This window comes from Herbaspirillum sp. Her2 (assembly GCF_057961375.1).
Map to the genome: position 1 here is coordinate 1,549,362 of NZ_CM176331.1, position 17,843 is coordinate 1,567,204.

Here is a 17,843-nt window from a genome sequence, read left to right on the forward strand (position 1 = left end):
AGGAAACGCATGAGCACCTATACCAACCTGAAGCTGGAAAAATGCGGCCACACCGCCGTGCTGACCCTGTCTAATCCCCCCGCCAACACTTGGACCCGTGAAGCCCTGGCCGACCTCACGCGCCTGGTCAAGGACCTCAACGCCGACCGTGAGATCTACACCCTGGTGGTGACCGGCGAGGGAGAGAAATTCTTTTCCGCCGGCGCCGACCTCAAGCTCTTCGCCGATGGCGACAAGGCCATGGCACGCGAGATGGCGCGCCGCTTCGGGGAAGCCTTCGAGACCTTGTCGGGCTTCCGGGGCGTTTCGATTGCGGCCATCAATGGCTACGCCATGGGCGGTGGCCTGGAGTGCGCCCTGGCCTGCGACATCCGCATCGCCGAAGAGCAGGCCCAGATGGCCTTGCCGGAAGCCGCCGTGGGCTTGCTGCCCTGCGCGGGCGGCACGCAGAACCTGCCGTGGCTGGTCGGTGAAGGCTGGGCCAAGCGCATGATCCTGTGCGGCGAACGCGTCAATGCCGAGACCGCGCTGCGCATCGGCCTGGTGGAAGAGGTGGTGCCCAAGGGCCAGGCGCGCGAACGTGCGCTGGCGCTGGCCTTGCAGGCTGAGAAGCAGAGCCCGTCCTCTGTCGCGGCCAGCAAGCAACTGATCCAGGGGGCGCGTCACAATCCGCTGGGCACTATCCTTCAAACCGAACGCGAACTCTTCGTCGATCTCTTCGATACCCAGGACCAGAAGGAGGGCGTCAATGCCTTCCTCGAAAAGCGCGCGCCGAGCTGGAAAAACGCCTGAACGTTTCGGCACATGGCCTGACGTTTTGTGCACCATGACCTGTTTTTGACGCGGCAAATGCGCCGTCGGAGCGGGCGTGGTGCGATGGCCTTGGGCTAGACTGGCAGCCTTGATCCACGTGATCCATTTGATCCATCCGATCCCGTCGAGGCTTTCCATGTCATCACGTATTGCCGCGTTTCTGTTCTCCCTGCTGACGTTGTCCTGCCTGCCCGTTGCGGCGGGTGCTTCCGAACTGTCGGACAAATTGTCCCAGCCCGATCATGTCCTGATCATGCGCCACGCGCGTGCGCCGGGCATTGGCGATCCTGCAGGATTCACGCTCAATGACTGTGCCACGCAACGCAATCTCAACGATGAAGGCCGCGAACAGGCGCGCAAGATCGGCAACTGGCTGCGTCAGCAAGGCGTAAGCCGCGCCATCGTCGCCAGCAGCCCCTGGTGCCGCACCAAGGAGACCGCCAGCTTGCTGGGTTTCGGTACGCCCGAGGTGCAGGATGGCCTGGCCTCCTTCTTCAACGATGCGGCCCAGGGCGAGACCGCCAACCAGCGACTGGAGCAGTACCTGCGCACGGCTTTGCCGGGCAAGGGCAGCCGGGCGCTGATCCTGGTCACGCATGACGTGAACATCGGCCGCTGGACCGGAGAAAGTGTGGCCTCGGGAGAAATGGTGCTGGTGCGGGTCGATGCCAGCGGCAAGCCCGTATCGCACAAGGTCTACGCGCGGCCGGACTGATCCGCCGGTCTTCGCCAAGCACAACGGACGCCGCAGCGCTGCATGCCCTGCGGCGTTTTGTGTTAACGTGACCGGCTTCGTCGTCACGTCCGCCTGCGCCCATGTCCATCGCCTACCGTACCGACCTTCGCCTGACCGCCGATCAGTTCATCGACATTCTTTCCCGTACTTCGCTGGGCCCGCGCCGTCCGCTCGAGGACCGCGAATGCATGGAGGCCATGGTCACCCATGCCAGCCTGACCGCGACCGCCTGGGATGGCAAACTGCTGGTCGGTGTGGCGCGCTGCGTCACCGATTTCGTCTACGCCTGCTATATGTCGGAGCTGGCCGTCGATGAGCAGTACCAGCGCCGGGGCATCGGCAAGGAATTGATCCGCGCCGCCCGCAGCCGCCTCGGTCCGCGCTGCCGCCTGCGGTTGCTGGCCGCCCCCGATGCCACCGACTACTACAGCCATATCGGTTTCGCCCACAGCCCCCGCTGCTGGGAGCTCACGCCCGGAAATGAACTTAAATAACGTTTTAAATCATTTATAAAGAATTGCCATGATCGAGATTCAAGTCTATCGCCCGGAACACGCACAGGGCGTGGTCGAGGTCATCCTGCCCATCCAGCAGGAAGAGTTCGGTATTCCCATCACGCTGGAAGGGCAGCCCGACCTGAAGGATATTGCCGGTTTCTACCAGAAGGGCCTCGGCAATTTCTGGGTGGCGGTTGATGGTGGCAAGGTGGTCGGCACCATTTCCCTGCTCGATATCGGCAACGCCCAGGTCGCGCTGCGCAAGATGTTCGTGGCGGCCAGCCATCGCGGCAAGGAGCACGGCACCGCCGCGCGCCTGCTGGAAGGGGCCATCGCCTGGGCGCGTGCGCAGGGCGTGCGCCAGATCTTCCTGGGTACCACGGACAAGTTCCTGGCGGCGCATCGCTTCTACGAGAAAAACGGTTTCCGGCTCATCGAGAAGAGCACGCTGCCACCTGCCTTCCCGGTGATGGTGGTGGATACCCGCTTCTACGCACTGGATTGCTGAAGCGCTGGCGGCCTCACAGCCGGCGCTGGCTGTCGACCCCGAAGTAGAACCATTCATTGCCCGGCAAGGCACGCGGATTGGGGAAGACGATGTAGCCGTCGCCCGCTGCCAGCACCGCCTGGCCATCGTGCCGGTGGCCGATCACTTCACCCTGCTGCACGCGGTCGAAACTGGACCATTCCCGGGTGAAGCGGTCCTCGGCATGTTCCATGTCGATCACGTCCACCAGGCGGATCGGCTGGATATCCGCCACTGGCGGCTGCGGGGGCGCATCGATCATGCCGTGCAGTGCCAGCGTCTGCAGGATCGCGCGATAGGCGACTTCCGGCGCTTGCGGATCATCATGCTGGCCGCATTCCAGGGTCACGCCGTATAAACCCTTGCTGCGCGCGTATTCGGTGGTGCCCACGCCATACTGCCGGTCCAGCAGGTCGGGCGAGACCGCATGGCCTTGCTGGCGGCGGCGTTCCACCCCGCGCACATAGGCCCCCATCCATCCTTCCACCACGCGCTGGCAGCCCAGGTGCGCGACCATGCGTGCTTCGGCGGCGGCATGCGCGAAGGGTTCGACCTCGCCGTCATTGTCTTCCGGGCCGAGCATGGCGAAGGGCATGCCGCCGGTATGGAAGGAATGCAGGTCGAGCAGGATCTCGTGTTCGTCGATCCACGGACACAGCACGTTGCAGAGCTGGTCCTCGAAGTTGGCGGGGGCCGGATGCGGGCGCAGGTTGCGGTTCAGGTTACGGTCACCCTGGCGTTGCTGTTTTTCATAGGCCAGCGGATTGGTCACCGGCACCAGCGTCAGCAGGCCGCGCTGCAGGCGCAGTTGCCCGCTGTCGAGTTCACGCTGCAGGCGGGTGATGGCCTGGGTGCCGCAGGTTTCATTGCCGTGTACGGCACCGAGGATCAGCAGGCGCGGGCCGGGCGTGAAGGCCGCATATTGCAGCCTGCGCAGGGAAGAAGGAAGGGAATCGGACGTCATCGGGTGGCATGTACAGGAAGCAGAAAGGGCAACGATACCCCGGTTCGGGCGGCGCTGCCAGTCGCCGCTGCCCGGGATCAGCGCAGCAGCTCCTGCCAGCCGGGTGTCACGGCAGTCGCCACGGCGTCGTGCGCATGCAGGCTTTCGAAGTGCGACACACGGACGGAGCAGGCAGCAAAGCGCGCTTCCAGTGCTTGCCGCAGTCGGCGCGCAGCATCCTCCACGTACATCAGGTTGGCCCCATTGGCCAGCGCAAAGGCCTGCTCATCCGCGCGCCGCACGGCGGTCTGCACGGCCGTGCCCAGTGCGGCTTCGGCGGTATCGATCAATTCCAACAGCGGGAACTGCGCGGCATCGCCGGTGATGGCAATGCTGAGCTCCGCCTCGCTGCGCTGACTGTGCGGCGTGGCCAGACTCGCATGGCGGGCGAGCCAGCCCAGCGCGGCATCGCGGCCGATGGCCTCGTGCTGCGCGAAGTCGGCGGCAAAGGCATCCTGCAGGGCCTGTCGCGACAGGGCGGCCGAGCAGGGGCAGGTGGAGGAATAGGCGATGCGCACCTGCAAGCGGAGCGCCAGCGTGGTATCGCGCAATTGCGCCGTCAGCGTGACCGGATAGCTCTTCCATCCAGCCAGCTCCGGCGTGACCAGCGCGGCCCGCTGCTGCAGCAAGGCGAAGTCCAGCCGCAGCAAGGCGGCGCGTGACTGGCAATCGGCGTGGCTCTCGCGCATCTGGCGCAGCAGTTCATGCACAGCGGCCGGCGTGAGGCGCGATCGAGCGGCGAAGGCGTCCAGCAGCAGGTACAAGCGCGACATGTGGATGCCCTTGGCCTGCGGATCGGGCAGGTCCACCGCCACTTCGGCGCTGGCCGGCAGGGGCGTGCCGTCGGCCAGCCGCAGCGGCAGGGCGATGCCGCACATGCCTACCCATTGCAGGGGCAGGGCGATGCTGGCGGGTTCATCGCGGGCGACGTCGGGCAGGGAATTGCGCTTGCTGATGAGGGTCATGCAGATCACTCCCAGCCGGGGAAGGGATCGGCCATGTGCGCCCAGCCCATCGGACCTTGCGCCATCTCGGCATCGCTCAGCAGGCAGGCTTCCAGCCTGGCCGTCAATGCGGCCTGATCCATGTCCATGCCGATGAGCACCAGTTCCTGGCGGGCATCGCCGACGTTGTCATCCCATTGTTCGAGGATGAAGTCGATGGACTCCTGATCCTGCGGCCACTTCTCGCGCGGCACGGCGGCCCACCATTTGCCGGCCAGCCCGTGGCGGCAGACGGCACCGGCCTGCGACCATGAACCCGCATGGGCCGGGCGGGTGGCGAGCCAGAAGAAACCCTTGGAGCGCACCACGCCCGGCCATTCGCTGTTGACCAGATCGTGGAAGCGCTGCGGATGCATGGGCCGGCGCGCGCGCCAGGCGAAGCTGGTGATGCCGTACTGTTCGGTCTCCGGGACGTGCTCGCCACGCAGTTCCTGCAGCCAGCCCGGGGCCTGGCTGGCTTGTTCGAAATCGAACAGGCCGGTGTTGAGGACCTGGTCCAGCGCGACCTTGCCAAACTCCGATGTGACGATGCGCGCACGCGGATTGAGCTTGTGCAGGATGGCGTGCAGGCGCTCCAGATCAAGCGGCGAGACCAGGTCCAGCTTGTTGAGCACGATCACGTCGCAGAACTCGATCTGCTCGATCAGCAGGTCGACCACGGTACGGCCGTCTTCCTCGCCCATCGATTCGCCACGCTCCTGCAGGCTGTCCTGAGAGCTGTAGTCCTTGAGGAAATTGAAGGCGTCCACCACCGTGACCATGGTGTCCAGCCGCGCCACATCGGCCAGGCTGGCCCCCTCTTCATCGGTAAAAGTAAACGTCTCGGCCACCGGCAGCGGTTCGGAAATGCCGGTCGATTCGATCACCAGCTGGTCGAAACGGCGCTCGCGGGCCAGCTTGCGCACTTCCATCAACAGGTCTTCGCGCAGGGTGCAGCAGATGCAGCCATTGCTCATTTCCACCAGTTTTTCTTCCGTGCGCGACAGATCCGCACCGCCATCACGCACCAGCGCGGCATCGATGTTGACTTCAGACATGTCATTGACGATCACCGCTACGCGCCGGCCTTCGCGGTTGTGCAGGATGTGGTTGAGCAGGGTGGTCTTGCCGGCACCGAGGAAACCGGAGAGCACCGTCACGGGAAGCCGGCGGTCGCCGGGCTGGCGTTGGAGGGAGGTCATGGCGAGTGTGAAATCAGCGTAAGGGTGGAGGAGCAAGCGATGCCATCAGCGAAACTGATGACAGATTTTTCGAGATAAATGCAACTGAGTTGCGAATATCTCATAAATGCAACCGTGTTGCAAATAGTGGGTGCGGTGTGCGCGCCGGTCACGCATCTGAGAGAGGGGTTGCCAGTGGGCGTCCGCGGGAAGGAAAGCCCGGCTTGTGCTAGCATGTCGCCTCGCAACAAGGAGGTTTCATCACATGTCCCAGATCTTCCCGTACAAGGGAAACGCCGTCATCCCGGAGATCAAGAAGCTCGACAACGGCAAATTCATGGCTTGCTTCGTGATTCACGAGGGCAAGGATGGCAGCGGCAAGCTGCGCTATCAGCGCAAGGCGCCCACCAATGAATTCGATACCGAAGACGAGGCGATCGCCTACATCCTCGATTTTTCGGGCGACTGGATCGACGAAAATCCCATGTGATCCCGCCGCGCGCCGTTGCCACGGTGCTGCAGATCACAGGCAGGAAGAGCCGCACGGAATGTGTTCCGTCGGCTCTTTTTCATTGGGGCTGCGACAAATTGCCACATTCGCAGGGACCGTCGTACGGCCTACAATCGCGAGCCTGTTCCCGTTTTCGGCGCTCCCCGCCCGCCTTCATGACCACCTCCTTCCAGCCCGCCGGCGATGGCACCGCCAACGCCGCCAGCGCGACCGCTCGTACTGGCGATGCCCATCGCTCCGCCTTGCACGCCGTGCTGCTGCGCCTGCATTTCTACATCGGCCTGTTCGTCGGCCCCTTCATCCTGGTGGCGGCGCTGACCGGTACGCTGTACGTGCTCACCCCGCAGATCGAATCGCATCTCTACGCCTCGCAGCTTTACAACCAGAGCCGGGGCGAGGCCCGGCCGCTGGCCGAACAGGTGAAGGCCGCGCAGGCCTTCCTGGGGCCGCAGGCGCGCCTGTTCGCGGTGCGCCCGGCCAAGGCGCAGGGATGGAATACCCGCGTGATGTTCACCCAGCCCGGCCTGGGCGACTCGGAAAGCCGGGCCATCTTCGTCGATCCGGTCAGCCTGCAGGTCAAGGGCGACCTGATCGTCTATGGCACCAGCGGCGTGCTGCCTTTGCGCACTACGCTGGATTACCTGCACCGCAACCTGATGCTGGGGGACTTCGGCCGCAACTACAGCGAGCTGGCCGCTTCATGGCTGTGGCTGGGTGCGTTGGGCGGAGTGTGGCTGTGGTGGCGAGGTCGCCAGCGCCGCGCTGGCAGTACGGTGCGCGCGCCGCGTCCCATGAACGCGCGCCGGCTGCATGCCCTCGTAGGGCTGTGGATCGTGTTGGGGCTGGTGTTTTTCTCGGCTACCGGCCTGACCTGGTCACGCTGGGCCGGTGAGCGCGTGAGCCAGATGCGCACGCAGCTGGGCTGGATCACGCCCTCGGTCTCGACGCAATTGCAGGCCGGTGCCCCGGCCATGTCCATGGGTGAACACGCCGATCACATGGGCGCACATGGCATGCAGATGCCCATGCCGGAGGCCAGTGACCCGGCCCGTTTCGACATGGTGCAGCAGATTGCCCGCGCGGGTGGCATCGACTCTTCCGAGATCGAAATCCGCCCACCGCGCTCGGCCCAGCAGGCTTGGGTGGTGCGGGAGGTGGATCGCTCCTGGCCGACCCAGGTCGATACGGTGGCCATCGATGCCGACCGCATGGCCATTACCAGCCGGGCCGATTTCGCTGATTTTCCATTGATCGCCAAGCTGATCCGCTGGGGCGTGGATGCGCACATGGGAGTGCTGTTTGGCGTGGCGAACCAGATCCTGATGGCCCTCTTCGGCGTGGCCCTGACCGGGCTCATCGTGCTGGGCTACGTGATGTGGTGGCGGCGCCGCCCGGCGGCGGGTGCCAGCCTGGCTCCGTTGACGCAGGCGGTGATGCGCCTGGCGCCCCTGCAACGCCTGACGCTGGCTGTGCTGGCCCTGCTGCTGGGCTGGAGCCTGCCGTTGATGGGGGCCAGTTTGTTGCTGTTCCTGCTGGTGGATGTGATCCGTTATTCCCGCGCACGCCGCGCGACGGTCTGATCATTCACTGAGCAGGCCATCGGCGGTCTGCTCGAACCACTCGCTGCCGCGTTGCACGAAGGTCTGCGACGCGGCCAGCGCAAAACTCTTCACATCGGGCTTCCAGCCCAGCCGATGCACCACGATCTGGTGCGCCTCCACCTGCAAGACGTTGAAGGAGTTGCTCTCGCCGCGCCCGCGGGTGGAGGTGGCCGTGCCTGCCTGCACCACCAGCGCCGAGTAACCGGGAATGTGATAGCGCCCGGCGCTGCTCACGGCCGAACTGGTATGCACGTGACCTGCCAGCAGCAGGTCGGCGCCGCACAGCGCGAAGGCACGCATGGCCGGTACCGCCTGGCCGACCAAGCCGTGATGCTGCGGGCCGGGCGGCAGGTCGAAGGGATGATGGGTGACGATGATCTTGACCAGGTGATCGCCCACGCCAGCCAGTTCGCGCCGCGCGTGTTCGATCTGTCTGTCGTTCACGCGGCCATCCTGGATGGTCAGGGAACGTGCGGTATTGATGCCGACCACGGCGATTTCCTCGTCCACATAGCGCGGCTGCAGATCGGCCGTGATGTGGCGCTTGTACTTGCGCAGCGGCTGCAGCAGGCGCGCCGCCACGTTGAAGAGCGGAACGTCATGATTGCCCGGCACCACCAGCTGGGGCTGCGGCAGCGCATTGAGAAACTCCCTGGCCTGCTTGAACTGGATGCTGCGCGCGCGTTGGGTGAGGTCGCCCGAAACGACCACCAGGTCCGGCTTGAGCTCGTGGACCTGGGCGATCAACGGTTCGATGATCTCCGGATCGGTGCGCCCGAAATGCAGGTCCGACAGATGGATGAGGGTACGCATCAGTTTTCCCCCAGCAATTTGTCGAGCAGGCCGGGTTCGCGGGGGGCGGCCGCTTGCGGGGTGGCGAGCTGCGGCACGATCACCGTCAATGAGGCCGGACGGATGCGGTAGTGCAACGGAGTCTGCATCAGGTTGACTTCGCCATCGGTGGCCACGCGCATGCGTTTCTTGTGCGTCTCGATATGGATCTCGCTGCAGGTCAGTACATCGAAGTCATGCGCTTCACGCAGGCGGCCGAACAGTGCATGCAGGGCCAGTCGCAGCAGGCCCAGGCGGCCGGTGCGGTGGCACACGTACAGACTCAGCTGGCCGTCGGTGAGGGTGGAGCGCTTGCCGATGTCCAGGCCGCTCATGAGGTACTCGTTGTTGCCGATGAAGACGAAGGGCGTGCGCCGCCAGTGTTCCTTGCCGTCGATGGACAGCCGCACGCGCAGGAAGGGATAGCGCCGCAGCGCGCCCATGGCGGCCCAGGTGAAGGCCAGCCATTTGCCACGGCCCAGGCGAGCCTGCTGCTTTTCACGTTCGCGCACGATGTCGGGATAGAGACCCAGGCTGGAATTGTTGATGAAGGGCGCGCCATTGACCTCACCGCTGTCGACCCGCAGCTTGCGCCCGGTGGCGATGTTGGCGATGGCCTCGTCCAGCGTCAGCGGGATGTTGAGGTCTTTGGCAAAGTGATTCAGCGTGCCCAGCGGCAACACGCCCAGCGCGCTCTCGCAGTGTGGATCGGCCAGCAGGGTCGAGGCCACGGCATTGACGCTGCCATCGCCGCCTCCCACGGCGACCACCGCGATCTTGTTGCGCACGGCATCGCGGGCGGCCTCCAGCATGTCTTCGCCGCTGCGCGCCAGATGCACCACGGCGTGCAGGCCGTGACGGGCGAACTCTTCGGTGATGTGCGCGGCCAGTTCCTCGGCGTGGCCGCCACCGGCACGGGCGTTGATGGCGGCCACCACGTCGGGGCGGCCCTGGCTGGCGGGCAATTCCTGGGTCATGTCTTGTTCTGTCATCCGCAGGCGAGTAGGAAGGTGGTTTCAGAGCCCGTTGGAGCGCGGCTGCGCGTAATAGTGCCGCTGCCAGGTGAAAACCACGGTCGTCCACAGCGCGAACCAGGCCGTGCCCAGCAGCATCGCACCTAGTACGTCGCTCAGGAAATGCGCGCCCAGGTAGACCCGGCTGAAAGCGGTCAGCGCCACCAGCAGCAGGGCTGCGCCGATGACGGCGGCCTGCACGCCGCGCTCGCCGGTCTTCAGGCGCGCACCGATGGCGGCCGTCACGCCCGGCTGGTTGAGCAGGTAGGCGGCCAGCATGGCGTAGAGCAAGGTGGCGCCGATCGTGTGTCCGCTGGGAAAGCTGTAGCTGTGCAGCACCAGGATGGGATCGTCAAAGCTGGGACGCAGGCGCGCGAAGATGTGCTTGAGCGTGAAATTGCACAGCATGCCGCCGGGCAGCACCAGCAGCAGGTCGGTAACCCAGGCCCAACGCTGCTTGCGGACCATGTGCCACAGCAGCAGTGCGCCCATGACCAGCACGCCGATGGTCCCATGCAGATGCGTATAGCCGAGTACCAGTTCGGTCAGCGGCGAGAAGGCATGCTGGTTGAACCAGTCCGCCAGTTGCTGATCCAGACGCGTGAGCGCGCCCTTGCTGCTGACTTCGTAGGCGATCAGCGCGAACAGCATGACCGTGGCCAGCGCGGCCATCAGGCCTGTGGTGAGCGGCAGTCCGAGGTGGTGGTCGCGCGCCATGCGGGCGCGCAGGAAACGCTGGAGGGAGGGAGAGGTAGAAGAGTGTCGTTCTGTCATCCGGCCATTCTAACCTCAGCCCCCCGTGCCCCGGCAAGGGGCTGGAGGGTGCCGGTATGGTCAGGCGCAGGGATCGTTGCCCAGCGCGATGGCACGCAGGGCAGGCAGGTCGCACAGTTCGACGTCGCGGTGGTTGACTTCGATGACGCCGGTTTTCTTGAAATTGGTCAGCAGCCGGCTCACGGATTCCACGGCCAGGCCCAGGTAGTTGCCGATTTCCTCGCGCGTCATGCGCAGCTGGAAACGGGTCGAGGAATAGCCACGGCTGGCGTAGCGCGAGGACAGGTTGAGCATGAAAGCCGCCATCTTCTGCTGCGCGGTCATGCTGCCCAAGGTCAGCATGACGCGTTGCTCGCGCGAAATTTCCAGGCTCATCATGCGATGGAACTGGCGCAGCAGCGTGGGCATGTCGCGGAACAATTCTTCCAGGCGCGTAAACGGAATCTCGCAGACTTCGCTGTCTTCCAGTGCCACGGCTTCGCACAGGTGGTGGCCGGCGCCGATGGCATCCATGCCCAGCAATTCGCCGGCCATCTGGAAACCGGTGATCTGCTGGCCGCCATTGGTATTGCCCTGGAAGGTCTTGAAATGGCCCAGGCGGATGGCGTAGAGCATGTCGAACTTGTCGTTGAGGCGGTACAGGCTTTCATCGCGCTTGACCTTGCGGCGGCGGTTGATGACCTGTTCCAGCCGCTGCATGTCGCCCTGGTCCAGCCCCATCGGCAGGCACAGCTGGTGCATGCTGCAGGCCGAGCAGCTGGCGCGCAGGGCGTGCAGGGTGAGCGGAGGCGGCGAATGAATGGGCGTGTGGGCAGGTAAGCTGGACATAAGCGTTGGATTTTCCTCTATGTTGTGGCGGCGTAGGCTGGCCAGGTCTTGGCGTGATGATTTGTGATGCGCCACATTGTCATGCAGCTGCGCAGCTATTTTTCCCGTACTTTTACCACAGTTCTTGCCTGCAAAACGCATACGCAGGGGGAGCAATCAAAACTTTCATCGGAGCAAGGGGAAACTTGCTTTTCGGTTACGTCACCCTGTTTGCGTTTGGCGGGCCCGGTTATTTCACCAGTTTCAGGACCGCCCGGAACTGCGGATGCGCGCTGTGCTGCAGCCATTCGTAGGCCACCATCTCCAGTGTGACCGGGATGGCACCGGCGGCGCGCATGCGCTCGAAGGCGGCGTCGCGGTCCAGCGGACGGCGCGAGCCGCAGGCCTCCAGCAGGGGCAGCACCGTGTAGCCCTGTTGCAGCAGGGAAAGCGCAGTCTGCAGCACGCAGATGTGGGCTTCGCAACCGGCGACGATGAGCTGCCGTACGGCCGGTGGTATGACCGGCAGCAGGCCGTCCGCGCAGGCATCGAAATGCTGCTTGGAGAGTGTCTTGTCGCACAGGCGGGCAATATCCGGATGGTTGTGGCCGAGCTTGTCCGGCATCTGTTCGGTGGCGATGACCGGCACCCCGAGCAGGCCGGCAATGGCGGCCATGCGCACGGTCTGCGCCAGCACCGCCTGACCCTCGTGGATGGTGGGCAAGAGTTTTTCCTGGGGATCGATCACCAGCAGGGCGGATTGATGAGCCTGGATCAGCATGGAAGTCCTGTCATGTGGGCTTGGCAGAAATTGAAGGTCTTGTGTCATTGACGCCAAGCGGGTGGGAATCCGACAATTTTTCCATCATTGACCCTTCGGAGCAAATCCATGCGCGCCTCCTTGTCCGCCGATTCCCATGGCGGTAGCCGCAATGCCGCCATCCTGGCTTTGTGCCAAGGCCTGTTCACCTGCGCCATCTCGATCGACCTGACCCTGACCGCGCTGACCGGCTGGCAACTCGCTCCGGACAAGGCGCTGGCAACCTTGCCGTTCGCCCTCATCACGGTGGCCGGTGCCGTGGTGACCTGGTTTGCGGCGTTCTTGATTCAGCGCCTGGGTCGCCTCTGGTCCTTCGTGCTGGGAGCGGCCAGTTGCTGTGTCGGCGGGCTGATCTCGGTGTGGTCGGTCTGGCATGGGCAGTTCTGGTTCTTCTGCGTCGGCACGGCGCTGGTCGGTGTATTTCAGGCGTTTGCGCAGTATTACCGGCTGGCGGCCGCCGATGCGGTCGCCGAAGCGGCCAAGAGCCGTGCCATTTCCACCGTGCTGGCCGGGGGCGTCATCGCGGCCCTGGTCGGCCCGGCCCTGGCGGCCTGGAGCAAGGATTGGTTCCCGACGGCATTGTTTGCCGGGGCCTATCTGGTGGTGGCGCTCATGGGGCTGTTGTCGGTGCTGGTACTGGTGCTGTTCTATCGGGATCAGGCCGAACCGGCGGCCGTTGCGCAGTCGCAATCTGACCTCGCCCCCGCGCGCCCGCTATCGGCCATTGCACGTACGCCGGTCTTCATGGCCTCGGTTGCCAACAACGTGGCCGGCTCCATGGTGATGATGTTCATCATGACGGCCGCACCCCTGGCGGCGGTGGCCTGCCATCACGGCATTGATGATGGTGCGGCCATCATCCAGTGGCACCTGATGGGCATGTACGCTCCCTCCTTCTTTGCCGGACGCCTGATCCAGCGCTTTGGCCTGGGGCCTGTGCTGCTGGCGGGGCTGGGCATGAACCTCGGCTGCGCCGTCATCGCCATGCTCTCGACCACGCTGCCCGCTTTCTACGTTGCCTTGCTGCTGCTGGGCGTGGGCTGGAATTTCATGTTCGTCGGTGGCACTACCTTGCTGGCGCAGTCCTATACCCCATCGGAACGCGCCAAGACCCAGGGGCTGGCCGAGTTGATGCGCTATGCCGCGACGGCGCTGGCCACGCTGGGTGCCGGTCCCTTGCTGGCCCGCTTCGGCTGGGAAACGCTCAATGCGGCTATCCTGCCGGTGCTGCTGGTGTCGGCGCTGGTCACGCTGCGCTGGATGTGGGCCCAGCGTACTGCGCGCACGGCGCTGGTGACGGGCCTGCGCTAACATCAGAGCATGATTCCAATGAACCCCGTCCTTTCCGCGCAGGCCGCACAGGCCCCGCGCAATGTGGTGCTGCTGGCTTATGGCGGCATGAACCTGCTGGATCTTGCCGGCCCGATGCAGGTGCTGGCGACCACCAACCGCCTGCAAGGCCGTGAAGTCTATCGCCTGCATGTGGCCTCGGCAGAGGGCGGCGCGGTGACCACCAGCGCCGGCCTGCCGGTGTTGACGCAAGCGCTGTCTGCGCTGGACGCGCTGCTGCGCGCTGAGGAACTGCACACCTTGATTTCGGCCGGCGGCAGCGTGGGGGACAGCTTCCGCATCGATCCCGCCCTGGTCGCGTGGATCCGCGCGGCCGCGCCGCTGGCCCGGCGCGTCTGTTCGGTCTGCACCGGTGCTTTCCACCTCGCCGAGGCGGGCGTGCTGGACGGCTTGAGGGTGACGACGCACTGGGATTCGGCCGAAGATTTGCAGCAGCGTTATCCCGCACTGGACGTGGATGGCGAGCCCATCTACATCCGCCAGGGCCGCATCTGGACCTCGGCGGGCGTCACCGCCGGTATCGACCTGACACTGGCGCTGGTGGAACAGGACCTGGGCCACGCCGCTGCGATTGCGACGGCCCGCCAGCTGGTGATGTTCATCAAGCGTCCGGGCGGACAATCGCAATTCAGCACGCCGCTGGCTTCGCAGACCACCGGGGCGGGGCGGTTTGCCGAGCTGCATGCGTGGATCGCCGGCAATCTGGAAGCGGATCTTCGGGTCGAGAACCTGGCGCGCCAGGCCAACATGAGTCCGCGTACCTTCGCGCGGTTGTATGTGGCCGAGACCGGCCGCACGCCGGCGCGCACGGTCGAGCTGATGCGGCTGGAGGCGGCGCGCCGGGCGCTGGAAGAAACCCGGTTGCCGCTCAAGCGCATTGCCAGCCAGTCCGGCTACGGGGAAGAACAGAACCTGCGGCGGGTCTTCCTGCGCCAGCTGGGAGTGAGCCCGGGGCAATACCGCGAGCGCTTCGCGGCCTCGTGATTTACTGCCCTGCGCCTCGCAGGAAACGCTCCTGGTGGTGGCGGACCCCCTCGCTGATGCGCTCCCAGGAGCGTGCAGGGAAGTCGTCCGGCAGTTCGCCTTCGGCCACCGCCAGGGCATGCTCGGCGCCTTGCACCAGCGCCAGCATCGCCTGCCACACTGGTTCACCGCCGTGCTGCAAGGCCAGCTGCCGCCAGTGGCGGGCTTCGATGGTATGGAAGTGGCGATGCGGATTGCGTCCGCGCAGCAGCATGGCAGGACCGGCCTGCCGGGCGCGGAACTGGTTCGGCCCTTTGCCGAAGTAGGGCCACATCGACAGCACGTCATACAGCGGCGTCATCTCGTAACGGCCGCCCGCATGCAGGTGCAGCGAGAAATTCTTGGCATGGCCGTCGGTGGCCGCCAGCAGGAAGAAGGCCAGTTGCGCCAGCAGGAAATACGTCTTGTCGCCGCCCTGGCTGCTGGCATTGAGCAGGCCCAGGCACTGGTTCAGGCCGGGACCGCCCTGGCTTTCATACTTCATCGTCGGTGGCAGGCCGAAGGCCTGGCAGAAATCCTCCTGCGGCAGGCGGGCGATCCAGCCCTCCTTCATCCTGACGCGGTCGAAACGCTCCACCGCCAGCACCGTATGACGCCCGAAATGTTCCACCCGCGCCGGGGCCACCGGCAGACCCATCGCTGCCAGGATGCGGGAGCACAGCCATTCGTTGTAGACCGAGTCGCCCGCATCGACCCGCTGCATCACGCCGCCGATCAGGCCCAGCGGCAGCTTGATGATGTGGGTGGTCGGCGTGGCCCCCAGAGGACGGCACCACTTGCCGCGATGCCAGGTCAGAGCGGTCTTTTCCTGTGCACCTGCGATCGAGATGCGCAGCGCATCTTCCTGTGCGCTGGCCGGGGGCGAAGACAAGGGCAGGGCATACAGCAGTTGTTCGAGCATCGCCTCATCCAGACGCTCGCAGTGGATGCTGCGCCAGCCTTGCGGTTCCTGGTCCGGTGGCAGCAGTTGCAGGGCGCCGACGCAGTCGCGTCCCAAGGCCTGCAAGAGGTCGAAGACTTCAGTGGAGGGCAGGCGATAGCGTTGCCGCAGCCGTTCGCGAATATCTGCGTTGTCCGGGAGCAGGTTGTCGAAATAGTTGCGCACGCTGTCGCCGCGCAGCTCGCCCGAGGCGGTCAGCGGCAGGGACAGCGACAATGGACGGAAATGCGACGAGCGCACCCACGTGGGCGCATAGCGGAAGCGATGCACCTGGCGTTCCACGCTCCAGGTACCGACCAGCTCACCGTTCATCCAGGCATGCAGCATTACCAGGAGCCCTGTTTGCGTGAGGGGATGTAGACAGCTCCCGCTTCCCCGACCGCATGGACCGGCTTGTCTGCCGCGTGGACATGCAGCTTGAGACCGGCCCCCAGTGTCGACAGGAGCAACAGCATCTGCTCCACGCTCACTGCACCCGGATTGGCTTCGATCTCGGCAATGCGCGCCTGGCTGATGCCGATGCGCTCGCCCAGTTGCGCCTGGGTCATGTGCCGCTGCTTGCGCAAGGCACGCAGATGCTCGCGCAACTGGATGGAGAGGCTGATGGGAAAATCGTTGGCCATGAAGTTTTCCTCAAGACAAGGATGCAGCCGCAACGGTGCGCATGGCGGATGGCCAGGCTGCGCGGCTGTTGAGGAAAATATAGGGTAAGAGCGATAAAATTACAATATAAGAAATGTCTTGTTTTTGGTATTTATCGTTTAAATACGATAAACCAACATTATCAGCTTTGGCTTGTAATCATGGCTGTGTCGGGTCGTCTGGCGACAGCGCCGTCAATGCAGTCAATGCTGCCAGCGAATCCAGCCACCACGACAGGGCCGGGCCAGCCGGATGGTCCGGTTTGTAAACACACTGGATCGGTAGTTCCGCTCCTTGCGGCGGATGGTGGATGGTGCTGATGCTGACCAGCCGGCCGCGGTCCAGGTCATTCTTGACCACGTGCAGCGGCATGTTGCCCCAGCCCATGCCGGCACGCAGCAGGGCGTGCTTGGTGCCGAGATCACTCATGCGCCAGGTCAGCCGCGAGTGCACCGAGAAATCCTGACGCGCAGTGAGTTCGCTGCGGTCGGACAGCACCAGCTGGGTTTGCTGCTGCAGGAGCTTTTCGGAAATCCTTCCCTTTACCTTGGCCAGCGGATGGTCCGGTGATACCACCGCCACCAGTTGCACGCTGGGCAGCGTGATGCGCAGCAGGTTGGGCGGCGTGGTCGGCAGTGTCCCCAGGATGCCCAGCATGGAGCGTCCGTCAATGACGCGCTCGGCCACCGCCCCCAGTGCTTCCACCTCCAGTCGTACGGTCACCGCCGGGAAGGCCACGCGAAAGCGCTGCAGGAGGTCCACCAGACAATCGGTAGGAAAAAACACATCCACCGCCAGTGACACTTCAAGTTCCTGCCCGCGCGCATAGGAATTGGCCCGCACCTGCAGCGAATCCACGTGATCCAGCACCTGCCGGGCATCAGCCAGCAGAGCCACGCCGGGGCTGGTCAGCTGTGGCCGGTAGCCGCTGCGGTCGAACAGCAGCACGCCCAGCTGATCTTCCAGCGTGGCGATGGCATAGCTGACGGCCGACTGCGCCCGCGACAGCTTGCGCGCGGCGGCCAGGAAGCTGCCGCTGTCGGCCACCTGCACGAAAACCCGCAACTGATCCAGCGACAGACGCTCAATATTCATAGACCCCTCAAGCTACGATGAAGTGACGAAGTGCCAACTATATCTAAAATTTAGATCGTGATTATAAAAAGATAATCAGTTTTAGCCGAAGGCGAACTTGCCTATTCTGTCGTCACTGGCTGCAGCGAATGCATCACCGGGCAGAGCACAGCGCGAGAGCCGGTCAGAGATTGGCGTCAGGCAATAACAAGATTCAAGGCAACACGGCATCACAATTCAAACATCGTCGTTCACCCAACATCAGAGAGGCTTACCATGATTACCAACTTCACCACTTTCCGTATTGGCCGCGTCCTGCTGGCTTCCTTGTTCGTCATTTCGGGCATGTTCAAGATCGTCGGCTTTGCCGGCACGGTCGGCTACTTCGGCAGCCTGGGCCTGCCGGTACCGACCCTGGCCGTGCTGGTCACCATCCTGGTCGAAGTCGGCGGCGGCTTGCTGCTGATGACCGGTCGCGGCGTGCGTCCGGTGTCGCTGGTGATTGCGCTCTTCACCGTCGGCGCAACCCTGTCGGCCCATCATTTCTGGACGCTCGAAGGCGCTGCCGCCCAAGGCCAGATGATTCACTTCCTCAAGAACGTGGCCCTGATCGGTGCACTGCTGCTGGTGTCTTCGATCGACCCGCAAGCCCAGCCGGAAGAAAACCGTTGAGCCTGATGGCCGCCCGTTCCAACCATCGACCATGATTCACCGGCCC

20 protein-coding genes are annotated in these 17,843 nt (G+C 64.5%); 9 read left to right on the forward strand and 11 right to left on the reverse strand.

Going from position 1 to position 17,843, the window contains the following annotated elements; genetic code table 11:
• The first annotated feature begins 9 nt into the window (after positions 1-9).
• From ACWHXP_RS07080 to ACWHXP_RS07095, 4 genes are all read left to right on the forward strand, one after another.
• Positions 10-792 carry an enoyl-CoA hydratase gene (locus ACWHXP_RS07080; RefSeq protein WP_039787174.1) on the forward strand — a complete coding sequence of 261 codons (783 nt, stop codon included), beginning with the start codon at positions 10-12 and terminating at the stop codon, positions 790-792.
• Positions 793-949: 157 nt separating this feature from the next.
• A complete protein-coding gene (locus tag ACWHXP_RS07085) occupies positions 950-1,528 on the forward strand; it encodes a histidine phosphatase family protein (RefSeq protein WP_489634158.1) in 579 nt (192 codons plus the stop codon).
• A gap of 101 nt (positions 1,529-1,629) precedes the next feature.
• Complete coding sequence (locus ACWHXP_RS07090) at positions 1,630-2,043, forward strand: GNAT family N-acetyltransferase (RefSeq protein WP_489634157.1); 414 nt, start codon at positions 1,630-1,632, stop codon at positions 2,041-2,043.
• 28 nt (positions 2,044-2,071) lie between these two features.
• Positions 2,072-2,554, forward strand: a complete 483-nt coding sequence (locus ACWHXP_RS07095) for a GNAT family N-acetyltransferase (RefSeq protein WP_121045650.1) — start codon at positions 2,072-2,074, stop codon at positions 2,552-2,554.
• 13 nt (positions 2,555-2,567) lie between these two features.
• On the opposite strand, the gene ACWHXP_RS07100 is transcribed toward ACWHXP_RS07095, so the two are convergent.
• From ACWHXP_RS07100 to zigA, 3 genes are all read right to left on the reverse strand, one after another.
• Positions 2,568-3,536: a M14 family metallopeptidase gene (locus ACWHXP_RS07100; RefSeq protein ID WP_489634156.1), complete on the reverse strand. Its 969-nt coding sequence runs from the start codon at positions 3,534-3,536 to the stop codon at positions 2,568-2,570.
• A 77-nt stretch (positions 3,537-3,613) separates the two neighbouring features.
• Positions 3,614-4,540: a GTP cyclohydrolase FolE2 gene (gene folE2, locus ACWHXP_RS07105; protein WP_199725147.1), complete on the reverse strand. Its 927-nt coding sequence runs from the start codon at positions 4,538-4,540 to the stop codon at positions 3,614-3,616.
• A 5-nt stretch (positions 4,541-4,545) separates the two neighbouring features.
• Positions 4,546-5,760 carry a zinc metallochaperone GTPase ZigA gene (gene zigA, locus ACWHXP_RS07110; protein ID WP_489634155.1) on the reverse strand — a complete coding sequence of 405 codons (1,215 nt, stop codon included), beginning with the start codon at positions 5,758-5,760 and terminating at the stop codon, positions 4,546-4,548.
• A 244-nt stretch (positions 5,761-6,004) separates the two neighbouring features.
• Here zigA and ACWHXP_RS07115 point away from each other — a divergent pair, with 244 nt between their 5' ends.
• Positions 6,005-6,229 (forward strand): hypothetical protein, encoded by a 225-nt coding sequence (locus tag ACWHXP_RS07115; RefSeq protein ID WP_034331366.1) that lies wholly within the window; start codon positions 6,005-6,007, stop codon positions 6,227-6,229.
• A 176-nt stretch (positions 6,230-6,405) separates the two neighbouring features.
• Positions 6,406-7,830 carry a PepSY-associated TM helix domain-containing protein gene (locus ACWHXP_RS07120; protein ID WP_489634154.1) on the forward strand — a complete coding sequence of 475 codons (1,425 nt, stop codon included), beginning with the start codon at positions 6,406-6,408 and terminating at the stop codon, positions 7,828-7,830.
• Here the strand turns inward: ACWHXP_RS07120 and ACWHXP_RS07125 are convergent, their stop codons facing one another.
• The 5 genes from ACWHXP_RS07125 to ACWHXP_RS07145 form a co-directional block, all read right to left on the reverse strand.
• A complete protein-coding gene (locus tag ACWHXP_RS07125) occupies positions 7,831-8,664 on the reverse strand; it encodes a metallophosphoesterase family protein (protein WP_402708319.1) in 834 nt (277 codons plus the stop codon).
• On the reverse strand, positions 8,664-9,659 hold the full coding sequence (locus ACWHXP_RS07130; protein ID WP_489634153.1) for a diacylglycerol/lipid kinase family protein: 996 nt from the start codon (positions 9,657-9,659) through the stop codon (positions 8,664-8,666). The genes ACWHXP_RS07125 and ACWHXP_RS07130 overlap by 1 nt, the downstream gene beginning before the upstream one ends.
• Positions 9,660-9,698: 39 nt before the next feature.
• A complete protein-coding gene (locus tag ACWHXP_RS07135; protein WP_489622981.1) occupies positions 9,699-10,469 on the reverse strand; it encodes a phosphatase PAP2 family protein in 771 nt (256 codons plus the stop codon).
• A 60-nt stretch (positions 10,470-10,529) separates the two neighbouring features.
• Complete coding sequence (gene fnr / locus ACWHXP_RS07140) at positions 10,530-11,297, reverse strand: fumarate/nitrate reduction transcriptional regulator Fnr (RefSeq protein ID WP_121045643.1); 768 nt, start codon at positions 11,295-11,297, stop codon at positions 10,530-10,532.
• A gap of 229 nt (positions 11,298-11,526) precedes the next feature.
• On the reverse strand, positions 11,527-12,057 hold the full coding sequence (locus tag ACWHXP_RS07145; protein WP_489634152.1) for an isochorismatase family protein: 531 nt from the start codon (positions 12,055-12,057) through the stop codon (positions 11,527-11,529).
• 108 nt (positions 12,058-12,165) lie between these two features.
• Here ACWHXP_RS07145 and ACWHXP_RS07150 point away from each other — a divergent pair, with 108 nt between their 5' ends.
• Positions 12,166-13,407 carry an MFS transporter gene (locus ACWHXP_RS07150; protein WP_489634151.1) on the forward strand — a complete coding sequence of 414 codons (1,242 nt, stop codon included), beginning with the start codon at positions 12,166-12,168 and terminating at the stop codon, positions 13,405-13,407.
• Between the two features lie 18 nt (positions 13,408-13,425).
• Positions 13,426-14,430 (forward strand): GlxA family transcriptional regulator, encoded by a 1,005-nt coding sequence (locus ACWHXP_RS07155; RefSeq protein WP_489634150.1) that lies wholly within the window; start codon positions 13,426-13,428, stop codon positions 14,428-14,430.
• Position 14,431: 1 nt separating this feature from the next.
• On the opposite strand, the gene ACWHXP_RS07160 is transcribed toward ACWHXP_RS07155, so the two are convergent.
• From ACWHXP_RS07160 to ACWHXP_RS07170, 3 genes are all read right to left on the reverse strand, one after another.
• Positions 14,432-15,742 carry a HipA domain-containing protein gene (locus ACWHXP_RS07160; protein WP_489635869.1) on the reverse strand — a complete coding sequence of 437 codons (1,311 nt, stop codon included), beginning with the start codon at positions 15,740-15,742 and terminating at the stop codon, positions 14,432-14,434.
• Positions 15,736-16,032 (reverse strand): helix-turn-helix transcriptional regulator, encoded by a 297-nt coding sequence (locus tag ACWHXP_RS07165; RefSeq protein ID WP_489622979.1) that lies wholly within the window; start codon positions 16,030-16,032, stop codon positions 15,736-15,738. The genes ACWHXP_RS07160 and ACWHXP_RS07165 overlap by 7 nt, the downstream gene beginning before the upstream one ends.
• A gap of 178 nt (positions 16,033-16,210) precedes the next feature.
• Positions 16,211-17,146 carry a LysR family transcriptional regulator gene (locus tag ACWHXP_RS07170; protein ID WP_121045637.1) on the reverse strand — a complete coding sequence of 312 codons (936 nt, stop codon included), beginning with the start codon at positions 17,144-17,146 and terminating at the stop codon, positions 16,211-16,213.
• 255 nt (positions 17,147-17,401) lie between these two features.
• On the opposite strand from ACWHXP_RS07170, the gene ACWHXP_RS07175 reads away from it, so the two are divergent.
• Positions 17,402-17,797: a DoxX family protein gene (locus ACWHXP_RS07175; protein WP_489634149.1), complete on the forward strand. Its 396-nt coding sequence runs from the start codon at positions 17,402-17,404 to the stop codon at positions 17,795-17,797.
• Positions 17,798-17,843: the final 46 nt, after the last annotated feature.